We start from the raw sequence: 18,702 nt of genomic DNA, 5'->3' as shown, positions 1-18,702 counted from the left end.
CTGCGATCTTTTGATCTTGATTTGATCGTTCCCACGCGCAGCAGCCGGGGCGCTCCGCGCCCGAGAAGATCGCAGCCTTCGGCAGCTCCTACACAGGAATGTATTCCAGACTGTAATTGACGACGGCATGCTCTGGCTCGCCGCAACAGTTCGATACAGGTAACATAACCGCCCTCCCCGCAGCCCACGTTCTGCGCCTTGCCGAATAAGCCGACTCCATGCCTTTCGAACTCAGCGTTGACCTCACCACCCTGGCCATTCTGGCTGCTGTTGCTTTCCTTGCCGGTTTCATCGATGCCATCGCTGGCGGTGGCGGTCTGTTGACCACGCCGGCGCTGCTGACGGCGGGCCTGCCGCCGCATCTGGTGCTGGGCACCAACAAGCTGAGCTCGACCTTCGGTTCGGCGACCGCCAGCTTCACCTTCTACAAACGCAAACTGTTTCATCCACGCCAGTGGACCCACGCGATTGTCGGCACCCTGGTCGGCGCGCTCACTGGCGCGGTGGTTGCGCATTACCTGCCGGCCGAGTGGTTGAACAAGATGCTGCCGGTGATCGTTTTCGCCTGTGGCCTGTATTTGCTGTTTGGCGGCACGCCGAAAGCGCCGCTGGACAGCGACGCGCCGATCAAAAAAAAATGGCAATCGACCCAAGGCTTCAGCCTCGGCTTCTACGATGGCGTGGCCGGCCCCGGCACGGGCGCATTCTGGACCGTGAGCAGTCTGCTGCTGTACCCGATCGACCTGGTCAAGGCCAGCGGCGTGGCGCGGAGCATGAACTTTGTCAGCAACATCGCGGCGCTGTCGGTGTTCATCCTCTCCGGACAGGTCGACTGGATCATTGGCCTGTGCATGGGCCTGTCGGTGATGGTCGGGGCTTTCTTTGGCGCGCGCACCGCAATCAGCGGCGGGGCCAAATTCATTCGTCCAGTGTTCATCACCGTAGTGCTTGGCCTGACTGTGCGCCTAGCCTGGCAGCACTGGTTCAGCGTGGCCTAAGCGCCGCGCGACGTAGACGTCGATCAGGTAACGGGCAATTGAACGCGACGCCGGCAACGGCGGCAAGTCATGCACGTTGAACCACTGGGCGTCCTCGATCTCGTCTTCCTGACAGACAATTTCGCCACCGGCATATTCGGCATGGAAGCCGAGCATCATCGAGTGCGGGAACGGCCAGCACTGGCTGCCGATGTACTGGATGTTCTTCACTTCGATCTGCACTTCTTCACGCACTTCGCGAATCAGGCAATCCTCGGCCGATTCCCCCGGCTCGGCGAAACCGGCCAGCGTGCTGTAAACCCCGGTGACGAAACGCGGCGAGCGCGCCAGAAGGATTTCGTCGCCACGGGTGATCAGCACGATCATGCTTGGTGAAATGCGCGGATAACTGCGCAGATCGCACGGCTGGCAATACATCGCTCGTTCGCGCGGGACTTGCGTCATCGGCTGGCCGCAGTTGCCGCAGAAGCGATGCTCTCGTGCCCAAGTGCCAATCTGAGCGGCATAACCGAGCACTTTGTACAGCGTGTGATCGCCTTCGAGCATGAACGCTCGCAGCCCCTTCCAGCCGCAACCGGGCACATCGCTGGCGCTGTGCAACTCAAGCAGATAGACCGGTTCGCCGTCGAGATGACCAATCCCGTGCTCAGCGAGGACTGAAAGGTCCTGGCGCTTGAGCCACTCGCGCGGGAACAGTGCGCCGTTGTCATCGAACAGGAAGCCTTCGGGGCTGCGCGCTACGGCCCAGCCGCCGGGTTGATCGGTGTCGAGTACTGCAGTGGTCCAGCGAGAGATCATGGTTAACTCAATCCAGAAATTCGGGTTTCTGTTTGCTCATGTGGGCGGCCATGGCCACGCGCAGATCGGTGGATTGCAACATGGCGGCGTTCCAGGTGGCAACGTATTCAAGACCATCGTCGATGCGATGGTCGCGCATGTAGCTGATCATTTCCTTGGTACCGGTCACGGCGATCGGCGACTTCGCAGCGATGTCACGGGCGATGCCGAACACGCCTTCGAGCAGCGTGTCCTTATCGCCGTAGACGCGATTGACCAGGCCCATGCTGCGTGCTTCCTCGGCGCCAAAGGTGCGACCGGTGTAAGCCAGTTCACGCAGCATGCCGTCTCCGATGATTCGCGGCAACCGTTGCAACGTGCCGACATCAGCGGCCATGCCGATGTCAATTTCCTTGATGGAAAATTGCGCGTCCTCGGCGGCATAACGCATGTCACAGGCGGCGATCAGATCGATTGCCCCGCCCAGGCAATAGCCCTGAATGGCAGCAAGCACCGGTTTGCGGCAATTGTCGACGGCGTTGAACGAGGCTTGCAGATTGAGAATCTTGCGCCGCAGCAGGCGCGCATTGCGGCCCACGTCCTTGCCCAGTTCATTGGCGACACCGGCGAGCATCATCAGGTCGATGCCCGATGAAAAATGCTTGCCGTTACCGCTGAGCACCACCACGCGGACTTCGTCGGTATCGTCAACCCATTGAAAGATTTCGACGATTTCGCTCCAGAACGCCGCGTTCATTGCGTTGATCTTTTCCGGGCGATTGATCTGCACATGGGCGATGTTGTCGGCCAGTTCGACGCTGAAGGCGGAGTATTGAGTCATGGCAGTGATCCTTTACCGGGCTGGGAAATAAGCCTCGAACTATAACAAGGCAAGGGGGCGGCGGTTCGGCCAAATGCGGGACTGCCCGAAGTCTGCGCAAGATGCGCGGGCCTCTTCGCGAGCAGGCTCGCTCCCACAGGGAGACTGCATTTCAATGTGGGAGCGAGCCTGCTCGCGAAGGCGTCGGATCATTCACCGCACGCAATTATTTCAGCCCCAGCCTGTAAAGCGAGCCATTCTCTTCATCCGTCAGCACATACAGATAGCCATCCGGTCCTTGGCGTACGTCACGAATACGCTGATTCAACTCACCCAGCAAACGCTCCTCATGGACCACCTTGTCGCCATCGAACTGCAGGCGAATCAGCTCCTGGGTCACCAGTGCGCCGATAAACGCGTTGTGCTGCCACGGCGTGAAGCGATCCGCGTCATAGAAGGCCATGCCGGTAACCCCGGGGGATTTTTCCCAGACATGATGCGGCGCCACGGTGCCTTCAGCAGTTTTGCCCTTCGCCTCAGGAATCGGCTGCATCGAGTAGTTGATGCCATGGGTCGCCAACGGCCAGCCGTAGTTCTTGCCACGTTCGATGATGTTCACTTCGTCGCCGCCACGTGGCCCGTGCTCGTTCTCCCACAGCGTGCCGGTCCACGGATTGAGCGCCGCGCCTTGCGGGTTGCGCAGGCCGTAGGACCAGATTTCAGGCCGGACACCGGATTGGCCGACGAAAGGGTTATCGTCCGGCACCTTGCCATCCGGGAAGATGCGTACGACTTTGCCTTGCAACTTGTCGAGGTCCTGCGCAGTCGGCCGATCGTTGTTTTCACCGAGGGTGATGAACAGATACCCGTCGCGATCGAACACCAGCCGCGAACCGAAATGGTTGCTCACTGACAGCTTCGGTTCCTGACGGAAGATCACATTGAAGTCCTTCAGCGTCTTCAGGTCATCGGAAAGCCGTCCGCGCCCTACCGCCGTACCAGCCTTGCCGCCCTCACCACCGCCTTCGGCATACGACAGATAGACCATGCGATCCTGCTTGAAGTCTGGCGACAGCGCCACATCAAGCAAACCGCCCTGCCCTTTGGCCCAGACTTGCGGCACGCCACTGATCGGCTCCGACAGTTTGCCGTCCTTGCTCACAACGCGCAGATGACCCGGACGTTCGGTCACCAGCATGCCCTTCTGATCAGGCAGAAACGCCAGTGCCCAGGGATGTTCCAGGCCTTGGGCAATGGTGGTGACTTCAAGAATGCCCTGCTCGCTTTTCAGCTCTTTGGGCGCGGCGGCGAACGCCGGGGCACTGATCAGCGCGGCGGCGCAGCAGGTGGCTAGGAGGGTTTTACGCAACATGCACGATTCCTTTTGTTCGTGTGAAAGGCTGACAGAACATCAGTCCTGCCGTTCAACGGTTGCTGCCGGTGCCCCGTGGGGGCGGGTTGGGAATGAAGGTTGGCGGATTGCTCGGCACCGAACGAATCGGTTGACCATTGCCGATGCCGCGATTTTCAACGGTCGGCTGACGTGGCACGGGAACGGTGTTCGGCCCGCGAAGCGGCGGAGCGCTGGGCTGGGTGCCCTGCATGCTGTTGGGATTGGCCCGGCGGATCGGGCTGTTGTAGGGATTGTTGCTGTTCCCGGTGGGGCTTTGTGCGAGCACGACATCGGCATGAACCAGGTCACCACTTAAGGCGAGGACGGCGATGCCAATCAGAAACCGGTTCATGGGAATACCTCTCGATGTGCGTGGACTAGAGCCTTGGAGCCCACGCTACGCCGTGGGTTCGGATTTGTTAACCCTCGCGCCTTAAACAACATGTAACACGGCTTGACCGTACCGCTGGAAGCCGCGCAATCACTGGAAACTTTCTCGCCGCGCCACGGGTCACCTGATCATCACTCGGAGGACAGGTCATGGCTCGGGCAATCTGGAAAGGCGCAATCAGTTTTGGACTGGTACACATCCCCGTGGCGCTGGTTTCAGCGACGTCGTCCCAAGGCGTGGACTTCGACTGGCTCGACAGCCGCAGCATGGACCCGGTGGGCTACAAACGCATCAACAAGGTCACCGGCAAGGAAGTCACCAAAGAAAACATCGTCAAAGGCGTGGCCTACGAAAAGGGCCGCTACGTGGTGCTCAGCGAGGAAGAAATCCGCTCGGCGCACCCCGTCTCGACACAGACCATCGATATTTTCTCTTTCGTCGACGCCGAGCAGATTCCGCTGCAGAACATCGATACGCCCTACTATTTGGCGCCAGACAAGCGCGGCGGCAAGGTCTACGCGTTGCTGCGCGAAACCCTGAGCAAAACCAACAAGGTCGCCCTCGCCCGCGTTGTCCTGCATACCCGTCAATACCTGGCCGCGTTGATGCCGCTGGAGTCGGCGCTGGTTCTGGTGAAACTGCGCTGGCCGCAGGAAGTGCGCAGTCTTGATGAATTGGCGCTGGGCAGTGAAGTGACCAAGCCGCAATTGGCCAAGGGTGAGCTGGACATGGCTAAACGTCTGGTTGAAGACATGACCTCGGAGTGGTCGCCTGAGGACTACAAGGACGAGTTCGAAGACAAGATCATGGCGCTGGTCGAGAAAAAAGCCCACGAAGGCAAGATCGAGGACGTCGAGACCACCACTGGCGAGGAAGAACGCAAGACTGCCGATGTTATCGACTTGACCGAGCTGCTCAAACGCAGCCTCGGTGGCAAGGCACCGGCCAAGCCCAAGGCCAAATCAACCAGTAAGGCGGCGCCGGCGAAGAAGACTCGGAAGGCGTCCGGGGAGTAAGCGTTGGGCCAGCTAGAGGTATGTTTGAAGTGAGGCCGCCTTCGCGAGCAGGCTCGCTCCCACAGGGGAACGCATTTCAAAATGTGGGAGCGAGCCTGCTCGCGAAGAGGCCGGTACTGACACCGCAAGTCTCAGATCAGAATAAAGATCGCCAACAACGCCGCAAAAATCGCCCACTTCTCCAGGTAATACCGCGTACGGTTGCGCTTCTTCAGCTCTTTGCCGCGCAAACGGATCTTGTAGATCTTGGTAAACAAGCGGTTGATACCACCGGTCTTGTCCCCCGCATCATTCGGCGCGCCTGCCGCTGACATCACGGTGCGGCTGAACCAGCGGTTGAACGCCGCCGCCCAGTGGTACTTCAACGGCCGCTCAATATCACAGAACAGAATGATCCGGTTCTGATCCGTGGTGTTTTCGGCGTAATGAATAAACGTCTCGTCGAACATCACCGCTTCGCCATCGCGCCAGTGATAGTTCTCACCGTCGACGTTGATGTAGCAGCCGGGATCATTCGGCGTATCCAGACCCAGGTGATAACGATAGGAACCGGCGTACGGATCGCGGTGGCGCACCAGCTTCGAGCCCGGTGGCAGCTCGGCAAACATCGCCGCCTTGATTGAGCCGATGCTCTGCACCAATTCAGTGGTGCGCGGGCACAGCTTCATCGCCGATGGATGGCTGTCGCCGTACCACTTGAGGTAGAAGCGCTTCCAGCCAGTCTTGAAGAAAGAGTTGAAGCCGACATCGTCATACTGATTCGAGCGCTTGATCTCGCCGGCACGCAACAGATTCTGGCCCTCCTCGCGAATCTCTTGCCAGTGCGCCTGCAACGGGCTCAGATCGGGAAAGTCCGCCGGGTTCAGATACGGCTTGTTGGGAATTTTCGAAAACAGATAGAGGAAGCAGTTGATCGGCGCGAGGAACGTCGAGTGGTCACTCAGTTGCCGCCCCAGCTTGTGGCGCACGCGTCCACGCAAGTGAACGTAAGCAATGGAGATGACATAAACAGCGGCAATGATGAGTTTCACGGAAAAGGGTCACACGTCAAAAGTGAACAAACTGCGCGCGTGGCGACCTGAGGCCCAGCGTCTTATGCAGCGGTCTTGATGCACAGGGCGCGTCCATGGCCCGCGCCGTTTCCGGGCGCTCGGTGAAAGGGTGGCATTTTAGCCACAGTTCGTAACCGATAGTGAACCCTCAACTGTGAAAAACTGTCTTGCCTGCTTTTGTGTAATGCCTGCGCGTCATACAAACAGGCGCAACGCCCGTTGCTCATTTCGATGGAACCACGCTTGGCACGCGCTCCTCTATCGCTTACCAATAACGGAGGAACCCCCATGATCGCCCCACAAACCGGTATGAAACCAGGTCAGCGCTATCGCATTGAAAGCGTCGAGCGCGCGCCGCAATTCTCTGGCTTTTTTCTCGATGGAAAGTATTACCTGGGGCCTGAATTGCAGACCGCCGTCGGCTGGCTTGAAGGGCAAATGTTTTTCTACGACCAGCTCGACCCGACCGGTGAGCCGGTTTATCCGGGCAGAATTGCCGGCACGATCGAAGGGCTGACGCTGGTGATGCCGGACGGCTTACGCCTGGAGATCGAAGAAGCGCCTTATCTGGCGGAACCTCTTGCGCCGGTGCGCGCCTCCCTCACCGGGCGCATCGAGCGTATCTCGCGGCAGCCGATTCGCCCTTCGCCGCTGTTGGTAGCCGGGGCCGCGATGCTGGTAGGGGTTTGCCTGCTGACGATCTCGCGCATCAGAAATCGCTGAAGGCCACCGCGCAAGCAGTGGCCCAACCATCGGTCACTGCTCGCGGGTTACCGACAACGCGACCACGGCAATCCGCTCAGCGCGCTCGTATTCAGGCTTGAGCAGTTCCTCGCTGAACACATCCGGATCGAGTTCGCGATAAGTCCAGCCAAAACGTTCGCCCTTGAGCAGAGGCGCCACGGCCTCGCGGAACGGGTCCTGCCCGGCAACGATCGCTACGCCGGTATACACAAGTAACGTGCCGCCGACTTCCAGGCGCGGCAACGCCTCACGCACGATCCGCACCGACAAGCCCTCGCCCAGCGCCCCACCGCCGTGGCGATAAGCGCGCTGTTGCTGGTCGTTCATGTACGGCGGGTTGGCGATAATCAAGTCGAACTGACCTTCGACACTGGCGAGCAGATCGCTGTGGTACACCGACACGTTGTTGGCCCCGGCCAGCTCAGCGTTGACGGCACTCATGCGCAACGCCTGCGGATTGATATCCACCGCCAGCACTTGGGCATCCGGCCGTGCCTTGGCGATGAGCACCGCCCCGGCGCCGCTGCCGCAGCCGATGTCCACTGCGCGCCTGATCGGCGAAAAGCGCTGCTGCAACTGCGCTTCGATGGCCTGAGCGAAACGGTAGGTATCCGGACCGAAGAACACCGCATCGCTCGCGGTTGTCGGGAAGGCGGAATGAGCGAACAACCGCTCATTGAGCGTCGACCAGCGCACTTGACTGCGCCACACCGCGCCGTCGCGTGCAACTAAACCAGCCTGTTCCAGACTGGCCAGTTCGTCTGCGCTGAACAGCTCGGAAGGGAACGGCATGGACCAACCGAACACGTCACGCAGATCCTTCGCCAGCGGCGTGGCAAAGCGCTGCAGAAAACGTTCGTGGGTCAACGGCGTTGGGGTAATGAAGTGATAACCGCTGTCGAGCAGGCGCTTGCCCAACTCGAACAGCGCTCTGTCCGATGTTTCTTGTGCCGACATGAAGCCTCCTTGTTTCAACGCAAGCGGGCGCGCAGTTGCATGAAGCGACGCGTCGCGAAAAGTCCGGCCGGACGCCAGTGCCGCTGGGGTTGCAGCCATGGCATCAACAATGACATCTGTTCTGCGGCAGGCTTGTCGGCCAGTGCCGCTTCCAGGTTGAGCAGATCGGCGTCATCGTCAAAGGTTTCTTCGACGGCAGCTTCGCGGCGTACGTAAGGCCGAGGCCGGGAGGCCGGGCAATCCTGAGTGATCCAGTCGCGCAACAGCTGTTTCTCATAGCCATTGAACACCCCGAACATCGCCGCATCGCTGCCGTCGATCAAACGCCAGAAACGACTTTCTTCCACCGCCTCACCACGTTTGATCCAGCTTTTGCGCTCCAGCGCCGACAGAAACTCGCCCATCTGTCCCGGCGTGGCCAGCCATTGATTGATGGTGCGGTTTTCGATACGGCAGTAGTCGGAATGCATGTGCCGGCCAAAGACCGCCTTGCGCTCAAGCATGGCGATGACTTCGTGGTCCAGATCGAACTCTGTGATCACCGCGGTTGTGCCTTTGCCGACATCATTGACGCGATAACCGACAGCCATGCGCCGGTAGAACTCATCGCGTTCATCGCCAAGTGGCAACAGCTCGAGCATTGATTGCACTGCCTTGCGCGCATGGCCGGTGCTGGCGTTGTCGATGGTCACGTGCAGGCGGAAATAGTGCGGATCGATGCCCAGCTCCGCTAGCTCATAAGCACTGATCAACAAGTGCAGCGGCAGTTGCTCGTAGCCGAGGTTGAAGCCGATGACTTCTGGCAGAAACTGCCCGCCGAAACGTCCCAGCGCCAACTGCACCGCGCCTTGCAGAAAATACTCGTCGGCAAGACCGCTCAGATCGGAGCAGTCATGCTCGGCGAGCAGCTTGCGATAGATCACCACATGATTCTGCCGTGGCACGCCCTCGCCCAACTCTTCCAGATAGGTATCGAGCAAATCGTCGAAACGCGGGTCCTGCCACTGCGGCAACAGCCCGGCCAGCCAAGCGCCATCGACCTCTTTGGTCGGTGCCACATGCAGAATGAAATACAACGCGTGGGATTTGTTGCGGAAATAGCGGCGCGGTGCGCCCTGCTGACGTTGTTCGAGGTAATCGGCGTACTCGGCCGCCACGCTGGCGCAGCGGGTTTCCGACCATTGCAGCAGCTCTTCGGCGCTGGCCGGCAAATCGTCAGACAGCGCAGCCGCCTTACTCAGCTGCCGGCGCAGGAAGTTCAGTGCCGCACGATCAACCGTGGAGTCTTCCGCCAGCAATCGGTCATAGAGCCGGCGCTCGGTATCCGCCGGCGTGGATGTTTTACCCGAAGACTTCCTGGTCGGGATTTCGATCAGCGACATGACTCATTCCCCTGCGTTATTGGCATTGCCTATAAACGAAAGAGTGATTGGCGCTGAAAAAAATTCCCTTTTTGTGCGAGACGATACGCTCAGTGGTGCACGTCGGTTTTTTAACCCAAAGCGGTATCGAGAAACATCATCACGCCGAACCCAAGCATCAGCCCGAGCGTGGCAGGCGTCTCGTGGCCGTTGCGGTGAGTTTCCGGAATCACTTCATGCGACACCACAAAGATCATCGCGCCCGCCGCCAGGCCCATCGCCACCGGAAAACCCAACGCAAAACTATTGGTGATGCCCAATCCGATAATCGCGCCCAACGGTTCCATCAATCCTGAAGCGGCGGCAATCAACGCTGCACGCCCTGCGGAAATGCCGGTCACGCGCAATGCCAACGCGACCGCTAGTCCTTCTGGAATGTCCTGAATGGCGATCGCAGTGGTCAGCGGCAAGCCGATTTTCATGTCGCCGGTGGCGAAGCTGACGCCGATCGCCATGCCTTCCGGAAGGTTGTGCAGAGTGATCGCCAGCACGAACAGCCAGACCCGATTGAAGCGCTTGCCTTCAGGCCCGCGCCGGCCGCTTTTTTCATGTTCGTGGGGGACGAAGCGGTCGAGACCGACCATCAACGCCACGCCTAAAGCCATGCCGGCCACAACGACGGCAGCGGCCAGCATGGGACTGCTCACCGCTTCCTTCGCCGCCGCAATCCCCGGCAGGATCAGTGAAAAGGAACTGGCAGCCAACATCATCCCTGCCGCAAACCCGAGCATGGTGTCTTGAGTTCGCGAAGTAATCGCCCGCAACGCCAGGGCCAGCAACGCACCGATTGCCGTGGCGGCAAAACCCGACAGCCCGCCGAGGGTGGCGAGGCGTAGCGTGTCGCGGCCGGTACTGACCAAACCGGTGTAGCCGCTGATCAGCAACAACACGGTTACACCGACCAAGGTCAGCCAGAAAATGCGCCCTCCCCAGCCCGTGCGCGACAGGTTCACAAACCATGCTCGCACGGGAGCTGCGAACGAAGATGACGGTAGCGCCATGAAAAGTCCTCGGTTTCAGGTGGCCGGTACGAACGGCGTGGTTTCATCCATCTGCGCCAGCGGAACATCGCTGCCACCCGGGGTCAGAATCACCTTGCGGCATTCTTCCTGCTTCTTATTGAAGATCTTGTAACCCTCGGCCGCCTGCTCCAGCGACAGCCTGTGGGTGATGATCGCTTCAGGCTGCAACTTGCCGGTTTCGATGTAGCCAAGCAGCTCCGGCAGAAAACGCTGTACGTGAGTCTGGCCCATTTTGAAGGTCAGGCCCTTGTCAAAAGCGTCGCCGAACATGAAGCCATGGATAAATCCTGCATACACCCCCGGAACGCTGACCACACCGCCACGGCGGACGGCGGCGATGCACTGGCGCAAAGCCGTGCCGCTGCTGCCTTCAAGCTTGAGTGTAGCCATGACCGTTTCGGTGGTGCTGCCCTTGGCTTCAAGGCCGACGGCATCGATCACGGCATCGACGCCGCGATGGCCGGGAGTCTGGCTGGTAATAGTGTCGGCCGGGTCATCGTCTTCATCGAAGTTGATCGGAATCACGCCGTAGGTGCGCTGGGCATAATCGAGGCGGTACTGGTGATGGTCGACCATGAAAATCAGCTCAGCACCGAGCATTCTCGCGCAGGCTGCGGTGAGCAAACCGACCGGCCCGGCGCCGTAGATCGCCAGACTCGAACCCTGTTTGACCCCGGCGTTGATCACCGCTTGCCAGGCAGTCGGCAGGATGTCAGAGAGAAACAGCACTTTTTCGTCCGACAGCGTGCCCGGTACCTTGAACGGGCCGGTATTGGCTTTCGGCACGCGCACCAGTTCCGCCTGGCCACCGGGAATTCCGCCATACATACGGCTGTAGCCGAACAGCGCTGCTGGCGGCGGAATCATTTTCTTGTTCAGCGCCGCGCCGGGGCCTTCGTTGGTGGTCTCGCAAGCGGCGTAAAGCTCTTGCTGGCAGAAGAAGCAATCGCCACAGGCGATCACGAACGGAATTACCACGCGGTCGCCGCGCTGCACCGCCGTGACGGCTGGGCCGGTTTCTTCGACGATCCCCATGAACTCATGGCCAAAGATATCGCCGTGCTCGACGGTGGGTATTTTGCCTCGGTACAGGTGCAGGTCCGATCCGCAGATGGCGGTAGCGGTGACGCGCAGGATGATGTCGTCGGCGGCTTCAAGTTTCGGGTCCGGTACGGTTTCGACGCGCACGTCATGGGCGCCGTGATAGGTCATTGCTCGCATGGCTTGGTCCTCACTCGTTTGAACAAAATGGCTGCTGCTCCACTTTCCGAAGTGAAAATGGCCGAGTGAGTTCATTCGGGTTTTCGAGATTTTGATCAGCGGATATCGGGGACTTCTCGGACGAGCCGATGCGTACGCCCGTTTGCCTGCCATATAACTGCCGTCTGAGTTATGCGACAATGCGCGCCAATGTCCAACAAGAACCCCGTACTCGTCGCTCAGCAGCTTGCCTTCAAAGGCCCCAGTTGCGGACGGCTTATGCGCGTTGGCTCAACTCAAGCACAGACTGGGGGGAGCTGGAAAAGCTCCAGATTGGTACTCAAGTTTGTACCAGGCACCACAGACCAGCTCTAACCCATTGATAGGTAAGGTAATTGATCTCCACAGCTAACATCACGATGCAGTTTGGCGCCAAGCCGCTGTTCGAAAACGTTTCGGTCAAATTCGGCGCAGGCAATCGCTACGGCCTGATCGGTGCCAACGGTTGCGGCAAGTCGACTTTCATGAAAATCCTCGGCGGCGATCTCGATCCGTCCGGCGGTCAGGTCATGCTCGAGCCGAACGTGCGTCTGGGTAAGCTGCGCCAGGATCAGTTCGCCTACGAAGAATTCACCGTGATTGACACCGTGATCATGGGTCACGAAGAGCTGTGGAAGGTCAAGGCCGAGCGTGATCGCATCTACTCGCTGGCTGAAATGTCCGAAGAAGACGGCATGGCCGTTGCCGAGCTGGAAACCGAGTTCGCCGAGATGGACGGCTACACCGCCGAATCCCGTGCCGGCGAATTGTTGCTGGGTCTGGGCATTCCGCTGGAACAGCATTTCGGCCCGATGAGCGAAGTCTCGCCAGGCTGGAAACTGCGCGTGTTGCTGGCGCAGGCACTGTTCTCCGATCCGGAAGTGCTGTTGCTCGACGAACCGACCAACCACCTGGACATCAACACCATTCGCTGGCTGGAAAACATCCTGACCCAGCGCAACAGCCTGATGATCATCATCTCCCACGACCGTCACTTCCTGAACAGCGTGTGCACGCACATGGCTGACCTGGATTACGGCGAGCTGCGCCTGTTCCCGGGCAACTACGACGAGTACATGACCGTGGCGACCCAGTCCCGCGAGCAACTGCTGTCGGACAACGCCAAGAAGAAAGCGCAGATCTCCGAGCTGCAATCGTTCGTCAGCCGCTTCTCGGCCAACGCCTCGAAAGCCAAGCAGGCCACCTCCCGCGCCAAGGCGATCGACAAGATCCAGCTGGCCGAGGTCAAGCCTTCCAGCCGCGTCAGCCCGTTCATTCGTTTCGAGCAGAACAAGAAGCTGCACCGTCAGGCGGTCATGGTCGAGAAAATGGCCAAGGGTTTCGATGGCAAGCCATTGTTCAAGGACTTCAGCTTCCAGGTTGAAGCCGGCGAGCGCGTTGCGATCATCGGCCCGAACGGTATCGGCAAGACCACCCTGCTGCGTACCCTGGTCAACGAACTGACCCCGGATGCCGGTAGCGTGAAATGGACCGACGCCGCCGAGCTGGGCTACTACGCTCAGGACCACGCTCACGACTTCGAAGACGACGTCACCCTGTTCGACTGGATGGGTCAGTGGACCCAGGGCGAGCAGATGATTCGCGGTACTTTGGGCCGGATGCTGTTCTCCAACGACGAGATCCTCAAGTCGGTCAAGGTCATCTCCGGTGGTGAGCAAGGTCGCATGCTGTTCGGCAAGCTGATCCTGCAAAAGCCCAACGTGCTGATCATGGACGAACCGACCAACCACTTGGACATGGAATCGATCGAGGCGCTGAACCTGGCGCTGGAAAACTACCCGGGCACGCTGATCTTCGTCAGCCACGACCGTGAGTTCGTATCGTCCCTGGCCACGCGCATCATCGAGCTGAGCCCGAACGGCGTGACCGACTTCAGCGGCACTTATGACGACTACCTGCGTAGCCAGGGCGTCGTTTTCTAAGAGCAGCTTTTAGTTTCAAGCTGCAAGCTGCAAGCTGCAAGTTAAAAGCCCTGTCCGTGTGACGGGGCTTTTTGCATTCGGCGTTTGGGAATTGTGGGTGCGCAGATATTCGCGAGCAGGCTCGCTCCCACATTGATCGTTCCCATGCTCCGCGTGGGAATGCAGCCCGGGACGCTCCGCGTCCCAACAGCGGACGCAGAGCGTCCATGGCGGCGTTACCACGCAGAGCGTGGGAACGATCATTAAGGCGAAGTAGTTAGCCTGCTTTCTTTTATCCCAGCCCCGCGCCATGATGTCGGCAACTCTCCCACCGCCGCCCGCGAACGAGTGCTCATGTCTGCGCAGCCACTGCCACCGCAAAGCTCCCTGGCGATCACCCTGCAGATCGTCTCCATCGTTTTCTATACCTTCATTGCCTTTCTCTGTATCGGGTTGCCGATTGCGGTACTGCCCGGTTACGTCCATGAGCAACTGGGTTTCAGCGCGATCATTGCCGGCCTGGTGATCGGCTCGCAATACCTCGCCACACTGCTCAGCCGGCCGATGGCCGGGCGCATGTCGGATACCCTGGGCACCAAGCGGGCGATCATTTATGGCTTGTGGGGGATTGTCCTCAGCGGCGCGCTGACGTTGCTGTCGACCTTGCTGCAAAGTTTTCCGCTGACCAGCCTGTTGATCCTGATCGCCGGGCGCCTGCTGCTTGGCATTGCCCAAGGCTTGATCGGCGTCGGCACCATCAGTTGGTGCATGGGCCAGGTCGGTGTCGAGCACACGGCAAAATCCATCGGCTGGAACGGCATCGCTTCTTACGGCGCGATTGCCATTGGTGCGCCGTTGGGCGTGGTGATGGTCGCTGAATATGGCTTTGTCAGCCTTGGCATCGCGCTGTCGGCGTTGGCGGCAGGTGCGCTGTGGTTGATCCGCAACAAACCTTCGGTGCCGGTGATTCGTGGCGAGCGCCTGTCGTTCTGGGCGGTGTTTGGCAAGATTGCGCCGTACGGCACCAGCCTGACGCTGGCCTCGATCGGCTACGGCACCCTGACCACCTTCATCACTCTTTATTACCTCAATCGAGGCTGGACCGGCGCGGCGTACTGCCTGACCGTGTTTGGCGTGTGTTTCATCCTGTCGCGGCTGTTGTTCATCTCGGCCATCGCCCGGTTTGGCGGGTTTGCCTCAGCCATCGTTTGCATGTCGGTTGAAACTGTCGGGCTGGTGCTGTTGTGGCTGGCGCCCTCCACTGCGTATGCGTTGATTGGCGCAGGGCTGGCGGGGTTTGGGCTGTCTCTGGTATACCCGGCGCTGGGCGTTGAAGCGATCAAACAGGTGCCGAGTTCCAGCCGTGGTTCAGGGTTGGGGGCTTATGCAGTGTTCTTCGATCTGGCACTGGCGATCGCGGGACCGTTGATGGGCGCGGTGGCGTTGAATCTGGGCTATTCGTGGATTTTCTTCAGCGCGGCGTTGTTGTCGGTGACCGGGCTGGGCCTGACCTTGTTGCTCAAGCGCCGCGCGACCTCATGAAACACCGATCCCCTTGTAGGAGTTGACGAGTGCAACGAGGCTGCGATCTTTTGATTTTGCTTTGAAGATCAAGAGATCGCAGCCTCGTTGCACTCGTCAGCTCCTACAGGAATTGGTGGCGGTGATGAAGTTATTGATCCGCCGTCTGCATCCCCGCCCTGCTCGATTTACCCAGTGCCTGGGCAAAAAACCGTCCGGCCTCGGAGATCAGGTTGCGGTGAATATCTTCGCGATCCACCCCGTCGGCATCGGTACACAACGTCGGCATGGCGCGGATCTGCTCTTCGGTGCACGGCGCCATGAACACGAAGTGCCCTGCTCCGGCGAGCAGTTTGAAGTCCGGCGCGGTGGGCAGTTTGCGCGCCAGGGCGGCGGCGTTTTTATCGAAGGCCACCAGTTTGTCGCCGTCGCCGCTGTAGAGCAGCACCGGTACGTGCACATCGGCAAGGGTGTGGCGGCCGAACTTCAGGCTCAGCGGTGCCATCAGCAATAACGCGTGAACCCGTGGATCGGCCACTGGCTGCAAGTCATCGCGATCAACAATCAGTTCACCCTGGGTGTTACAGGCATCGTGATCGTCCGGGCGTTCCTGGCAATAGCGGCGCAGACGATCCAGATCCGGTTGCGCCCCGGAAAGAATCAACGCGGTCTCGCCTCCAGCCGAATAACCGATCACACCAACCTGATCAGCATTGACGAACGGCGCCAGCATGTTGTCTGCGAGCGTCGCGGTGATCGCTTGGGAAATCTGGATTGGCCGCCCGTAGAGATTGCTCAAAGTGCCAAGTCGGCTATGGTCGCGCCAGTTGTCGCCGGGATGAATCACCGCCACCACGACAAACCCCTTGCGCGCCAGCGAAGTGGCCAGATCATGCAAGGCCAGCGGCGTGCCGGTATTACCATGGGAGAGCATCAACATGGGAAAGCGGCCGATGGCAACTTTGGTGTCTTCTCCAGCCTCGACCGAATAGCCCTCAAGCAAACTCATATGCTCACGGTCACTGGACGGGTAAAAAGCGATGGCGCGCATCGGTTGCAGATCGAGCGGGTCGAGAAAGGTCATCTCGTGATAACCGACGCTCCAGACAGGGTGCCGCCCCGGCGCGGCCTGCACTGAATTCAGGCTGCCCAGCAGGCAAATCAGCAACATTGCACAAAGATGCCTCATGAATGCCCCACCCTGTCGGACCACATCGTCGGATGTGCTGAAACTGCATAACCCGGGCCAGATTATGTAACAGCCAGAAACAAAAAACTCCGTATTCAGCCCTTGCGGAACCAGAATACAGAGTTTTTTGGGGATTGCCTGAACAGGGGCTGTTCTTTACGCAAGCCTTACGCGGCGGCGAACAGTTGCTCGCTGATCTTCGCTTGCGCAGCGCTCATGGCGTTGTTGCGCACTTCTTCGCCATAGGCCAGACCTTCAGCGCGGACGATTTCGATATCGGTGATGCCGAGGAAGCCCAGTACCAGCTTCAGATACTCTTCGTGAGCGATGCCGCTGGCCTGACCGGCATGGATGCCACCAGAGGTCGACACAATCACCACTTTCTTGCCGCCGCACAGGCCTTCAGGGCCGGCTTCGGTGTAGCGGAACGTCTGGCCGGCGACGGCGACGCGGTCGATCCACGCTTTGAGCTGGGTTGGAACGGTGAAGTTGTACATCGGCGCGGCAATCACCACGGCGTCGGCGGCGATGAATTCGGCCAGGGTCGAAGCGCTCAGCTCGGCTTCGTGCTGTTGCGCAGCGTCGCGCAGTTCGGCGGTGATGCCGGCGGCAACCAGCGTGGTCGACGAGAAGTGGCTGATCGCATCTGCGGCCAGGTCGCGATAGGTAACCACGGCGCTCGGCTCGGCGGCTTGCCAGGCGTCGACGACTTGACGGCTCAACTGACGGGAAGCCGAGTTGTCGCCGAGAATGCTCGAATCGATGTGCAACAGTTTCATGTGGGTTCTCCTGAAAGAATCGCCGGCGGCGACGGAATGGAGACAATCCTACGCAACAAACCAATAGCTGATTAGTCGCCGACAATGCGATAGTTCGTCCCATTGATAGAACGACTGGAAACGCGCATGCAGGACCTCAACGATCTCTACTATTTCGCCAAAGTGGTCGAAGCCGGCGGTTTTGCCGCCGCCGGGCGCTTGCTCGGTATTCCCAAGTCACGGCTTTCGAGAAGAATTGCCGAGCTGGAAGAGCGCCTCGGTGCACGTCTGCTGCAACGCACCACTCGCCAACTGAGCCTCACTGCCGTGGGCGAACGCTATTTGCGCCACTGTCAGGCGATGCTGCTGGAAGCGGAAATGGCTGACGAGGCGGTGGCGAGCATGTCCAGCGAGCCTCGCGGACGCTTGCGGGTGTCGTGCCCGACCGGGCTTGCCCATGAAATGCTGCCGACGGTGATCAGCGATTTCCTCGGCAAGTTTCCTCAGGTGCAGCTGGAGGTCGTCCTGCTCAACCGCCGGGTCGATCTGGTCACCGAAGGCATCGATGTCGCCTTGCGTGTGCGCGATCACGGCGATGAAGACCCGTTGCTGGTCACCCGGCGCTTGCGGCAGGCGCAAGCAGTGGTGATCGCCAGCCCGGCGTTCATGCAAGGCAAGACGATCACTCATCCGCAGGACCTGAAAAACCTGCCGGTACTCGGCGCGCTGGAAGCCGACCGCATGGTTCACGTCCGTCTGCTCGATCAGCAAGGCAAGAGCGTCGATCTGAGTATGGAAGCGCGGCTGGGCATTGATGATTTCGTGGTGCGCAAGGCCTGCGTGCTCGCCGGTCAGGGCTTTACTGTGCTGCCGATGATGTTCTGCGAAACCGAATTGCGTAACGGCACGCTGGTGCAAGTGCTACCGCAATGGTCATTGCCTGGCGGCTGGCTGCAAGCGGTCTATCCGCACCGGCGCGGGGTAATGCCAGCGGTGCGCGCATGGATTGATCACCTGGTCGAATCGTTCAATGCCTGCGGGGATCGATTTCTATGAAACAGGGAAGAATGAGCGAAGCCGAAGTTGCGGCGTTTTGCCTGGCCCTGCCCGGCGCGCGGGAAGATTACAAATGGGGCGGCGTGCGGGTGTTCTCGATTGCCGGCAACAAGATGTTTGCGTTGCAGGGATTACGTGGGGATTCGCTGGCGTTCAAGGTCGACAAGGATCTGTTTCTCGGCCATTGCGACCGCCCGGGGATTCATCCGGCGCCGTATCTGGCGCGGGCGCAGTGGATCATCATGCACCCGCCCTACCCGCTGGGTGCCGAGGAATTGCAGGGTTTGTTGCAGCGATCGCATCAACTGGTGGTGGGCAAGTTGCCTAAGAAGACTCAAATCGGCCTGCTTTTGTAAGCACGCAAATCCTGTGGGAGCGAGCCTGCTCGCGAAGGCGGTTTGTCAGGCGACTCATCAGCGAGGATTG

At 59.8% G+C, this 18,702-nt stretch carries 18 protein-coding genes; 7 read left to right on the top strand and 11 right to left on the bottom strand.

Annotation, left to right across the window (positions count from 1 at the left end; all coding sequences use genetic code 11):
• The first annotated feature begins 218 nt into the window (after nucleotides 1-218).
• Nucleotides 219-998: a TSUP family transporter gene (locus tag ACZ9BE_RS11290; RefSeq protein WP_095180001.1), complete on the top strand. Its 780-nt coding sequence runs from the start codon at nucleotides 219-221 to the stop codon at nucleotides 996-998.
• Here the strand turns inward: ACZ9BE_RS11290 and nudC are convergent.
• The 4 genes from nudC to ACZ9BE_RS11270 form a co-directional block, all read right to left on the bottom strand.
• Nucleotides 966-1,796, bottom strand: a complete 831-nt coding sequence (gene nudC / locus ACZ9BE_RS11285; RefSeq protein ID WP_236168839.1) for an NAD(+) diphosphatase — start codon at nucleotides 1,794-1,796, stop codon at nucleotides 966-968. The two genes, ACZ9BE_RS11290 and nudC, sit on opposite strands and share 33 nt — an antisense overlap.
• 7 nt (nucleotides 1,797-1,803) lie before the next feature.
• Entirely contained in the window at nucleotides 1,804-2,616 is an 813-nt protein-coding gene (locus ACZ9BE_RS11280; RefSeq protein ID WP_476249414.1) for a crotonase/enoyl-CoA hydratase family protein, read from the bottom strand.
• 205 nt (nucleotides 2,617-2,821) lie between these two features.
• Nucleotides 2,822-3,967: a PQQ-dependent sugar dehydrogenase gene (locus ACZ9BE_RS11275; protein ID WP_016774703.1), complete on the bottom strand. Its 1,146-nt coding sequence runs from the start codon at nucleotides 3,965-3,967 to the stop codon at nucleotides 2,822-2,824.
• Nucleotides 3,968-4,019: 52 nt separating this feature from the next.
• Nucleotides 4,020-4,340, bottom strand: a complete 321-nt coding sequence (locus ACZ9BE_RS11270; protein WP_476249413.1) for a hypothetical protein — start codon at nucleotides 4,338-4,340, stop codon at nucleotides 4,020-4,022.
• A 188-nt stretch (nucleotides 4,341-4,528) separates the two neighbouring features.
• On the opposite strand from ACZ9BE_RS11270, the gene ku reads away from it, so the two are divergent.
• The gene (ku, locus tag ACZ9BE_RS11265; RefSeq protein ID WP_073474486.1) at nucleotides 4,529-5,395 is read left to right on the top strand and encodes a non-homologous end joining protein Ku; all 867 of its coding nucleotides are present in this window, start codon (nucleotides 4,529-4,531) and stop codon (nucleotides 5,393-5,395) included.
• 131 nt (nucleotides 5,396-5,526) lie between these two features.
• Here ku and lpxO read toward each other — a convergent pair whose 3' ends face one another.
• A complete protein-coding gene (gene lpxO / locus ACZ9BE_RS11260) occupies nucleotides 5,527-6,426 on the bottom strand; it encodes a lipid A hydroxylase LpxO (RefSeq protein WP_150635344.1) in 900 nt (299 codons plus the stop codon).
• 309 nt (nucleotides 6,427-6,735) lie between these two features.
• Here lpxO and ACZ9BE_RS11255 point away from each other — a divergent pair, with 309 nt between their 5' ends.
• Nucleotides 6,736-7,170, top strand: a complete 435-nt coding sequence (locus tag ACZ9BE_RS11255) for a hypothetical protein (RefSeq protein WP_056785950.1) — start codon at nucleotides 6,736-6,738, stop codon at nucleotides 7,168-7,170.
• Nucleotides 7,171-7,203: 33 nt separating this feature from the next.
• Here the strand turns inward: ACZ9BE_RS11255 and ACZ9BE_RS11250 are convergent, their stop codons facing one another.
• The 4 genes from ACZ9BE_RS11250 to ACZ9BE_RS11235 form a co-directional block, all read right to left on the bottom strand.
• Entirely contained in the window at nucleotides 7,204-8,148 is a 945-nt protein-coding gene (locus ACZ9BE_RS11250) for a methyltransferase (protein WP_476249412.1), read from the bottom strand.
• 14 nt (nucleotides 8,149-8,162) lie between these two features.
• Nucleotides 8,163-9,530 carry an iron-containing redox enzyme family protein gene (locus ACZ9BE_RS11245; protein ID WP_476249411.1) on the bottom strand — a complete coding sequence of 456 codons (1,368 nt, stop codon included), beginning with the start codon at nucleotides 9,528-9,530 and terminating at the stop codon, nucleotides 8,163-8,165.
• 110 nt (nucleotides 9,531-9,640) lie between these two features.
• Complete coding sequence (locus ACZ9BE_RS11240) at nucleotides 9,641-10,570, bottom strand: ZIP family metal transporter (protein WP_476249410.1); 930 nt, start codon at nucleotides 10,568-10,570, stop codon at nucleotides 9,641-9,643.
• Between the two features lie 15 nt (nucleotides 10,571-10,585).
• The gene (locus ACZ9BE_RS11235) at nucleotides 10,586-11,812 is read right to left on the bottom strand and encodes a zinc-dependent alcohol dehydrogenase (protein ID WP_476249409.1); all 1,227 of its coding nucleotides are present in this window, start codon (nucleotides 11,810-11,812) and stop codon (nucleotides 10,586-10,588) included.
• A 374-nt stretch (nucleotides 11,813-12,186) separates the two neighbouring features.
• Here ACZ9BE_RS11235 and ACZ9BE_RS11230 point away from each other — a divergent pair, with 374 nt between their 5' ends.
• Together ACZ9BE_RS11230 and ACZ9BE_RS11225 are read left to right on the top strand one after the other, a co-directional pair.
• The gene (locus tag ACZ9BE_RS11230; protein WP_016774693.1) at nucleotides 12,187-13,773 is read left to right on the top strand and encodes an ABC-F family ATPase; all 1,587 of its coding nucleotides are present in this window, start codon (nucleotides 12,187-12,189) and stop codon (nucleotides 13,771-13,773) included.
• Between the two features lie 333 nt (nucleotides 13,774-14,106).
• On the top strand, nucleotides 14,107-15,294 hold the full coding sequence (locus ACZ9BE_RS11225; protein WP_095179994.1) for an MFS transporter: 1,188 nt from the start codon (nucleotides 14,107-14,109) through the stop codon (nucleotides 15,292-15,294).
• Nucleotides 15,295-15,424: 130 nt separating this feature from the next.
• Here the strand turns inward: ACZ9BE_RS11225 and ACZ9BE_RS11220 are convergent, their stop codons facing one another.
• Both ACZ9BE_RS11220 and ACZ9BE_RS11215 read right to left on the bottom strand, forming a co-directional pair.
• Nucleotides 15,425-16,462 carry an alpha/beta hydrolase family protein gene (locus ACZ9BE_RS11220; RefSeq protein ID WP_476249408.1) on the bottom strand — a complete coding sequence of 346 codons (1,038 nt, stop codon included), beginning with the start codon at nucleotides 16,460-16,462 and terminating at the stop codon, nucleotides 15,425-15,427.
• A gap of 167 nt (nucleotides 16,463-16,629) precedes the next feature.
• Nucleotides 16,630-17,241 (bottom strand): FMN-dependent NADH-azoreductase, encoded by a 612-nt coding sequence (locus ACZ9BE_RS11215; protein ID WP_476249407.1) that lies wholly within the window; start codon nucleotides 17,239-17,241, stop codon nucleotides 16,630-16,632.
• Between the two features lie 126 nt (nucleotides 17,242-17,367).
• Here ACZ9BE_RS11215 and ACZ9BE_RS11210 point away from each other — a divergent pair, with 126 nt between their 5' ends.
• Together ACZ9BE_RS11210 and ACZ9BE_RS11205 are read left to right on the top strand one after the other, a co-directional pair.
• Nucleotides 17,368-18,276 carry a LysR substrate-binding domain-containing protein gene (locus tag ACZ9BE_RS11210; RefSeq protein WP_056785936.1) on the top strand — a complete coding sequence of 303 codons (909 nt, stop codon included), beginning with the start codon at nucleotides 17,368-17,370 and terminating at the stop codon, nucleotides 18,274-18,276.
• A complete protein-coding gene (locus ACZ9BE_RS11205; protein WP_323621317.1) occupies nucleotides 18,273-18,632 on the top strand; it encodes an MmcQ/YjbR family DNA-binding protein in 360 nt (119 codons plus the stop codon). Before ACZ9BE_RS11210 ends, ACZ9BE_RS11205 begins: the two co-directional genes overlap by 4 nt.
• The last annotated feature ends 70 nt before the right edge of the window (nucleotides 18,633-18,702 follow it).

The organism is Pseudomonas sp. TE9122 (genome assembly GCF_056278925.1).
The sequence above is the reverse complement of the archived record's forward strand: the minus strand, read 5'-3'. Positions and strand labels throughout refer to the sequence as shown.

Excerpts from the sequence above, each read along its gene's own strand:
- ACZ9BE_RS11290 (WP_095180001.1), top strand. The coding sequence starts at position 219 with ATGCCTTTCGAACTCAGCGTTGACCTCACCACCCTGGCCATTCTGGCT.
- nudC (WP_236168839.1), bottom strand. The coding sequence starts at position 1,796 with ATGATCTCTCGCTGGACCACTGCAGTACTCGACACCGATCAACCCGGC.
- ACZ9BE_RS11280 (WP_476249414.1), bottom strand. The coding sequence starts at position 2,616 with ATGACTCAATACTCCGCCTTCAGCGTCGAACTGGCCGACAACATCGCC.
- ACZ9BE_RS11275 (WP_016774703.1), bottom strand. The coding sequence starts at position 3,967 with ATGTTGCGTAAAACCCTCCTAGCCACCTGCTGCGCCGCCGCGCTGATC.
- ACZ9BE_RS11270 (WP_476249413.1), bottom strand. The coding sequence starts at position 4,340 with ATGAACCGGTTTCTGATTGGCATCGCCGTCCTCGCCTTAAGTGGTGAC.
- ku (WP_073474486.1), top strand. The coding sequence starts at position 4,529 with ATGGCTCGGGCAATCTGGAAAGGCGCAATCAGTTTTGGACTGGTACAC.
- ACZ9BE_RS11255 (WP_056785950.1), top strand. The coding sequence starts at position 6,736 with ATGATCGCCCCACAAACCGGTATGAAACCAGGTCAGCGCTATCGCATT.
- ACZ9BE_RS11250 (WP_476249412.1), bottom strand. The coding sequence starts at position 8,148 with ATGTCGGCACAAGAAACATCGGACAGAGCGCTGTTCGAGTTGGGCAAG.
- ACZ9BE_RS11245 (WP_476249411.1), bottom strand. The coding sequence starts at position 9,530 with ATGTCGCTGATCGAAATCCCGACCAGGAAGTCTTCGGGTAAAACATCC.
- ACZ9BE_RS11240 (WP_476249410.1), bottom strand. The coding sequence starts at position 10,570 with ATGGCGCTACCGTCATCTTCGTTCGCAGCTCCCGTGCGAGCATGGTTT.
- ACZ9BE_RS11235 (WP_476249409.1), bottom strand. The coding sequence starts at position 11,812 with ATGCGAGCAATGACCTATCACGGCGCCCATGACGTGCGCGTCGAAACC.
- ACZ9BE_RS11225 (WP_095179994.1), top strand. The coding sequence starts at position 14,107 with ATGTCTGCGCAGCCACTGCCACCGCAAAGCTCCCTGGCGATCACCCTG.
- ACZ9BE_RS11220 (WP_476249408.1), bottom strand. The coding sequence starts at position 16,462 with ATGAGGCATCTTTGTGCAATGTTGCTGATTTGCCTGCTGGGCAGCCTG.
- ACZ9BE_RS11215 (WP_476249407.1), bottom strand. The coding sequence starts at position 17,241 with ATGAAACTGTTGCACATCGATTCGAGCATTCTCGGCGACAACTCGGCT.
- ACZ9BE_RS11210 (WP_056785936.1), top strand. The coding sequence starts at position 17,368 with ATGCAGGACCTCAACGATCTCTACTATTTCGCCAAAGTGGTCGAAGCC.
- ACZ9BE_RS11205 (WP_323621317.1), top strand. The coding sequence starts at position 18,273 with ATGAAACAGGGAAGAATGAGCGAAGCCGAAGTTGCGGCGTTTTGCCTG.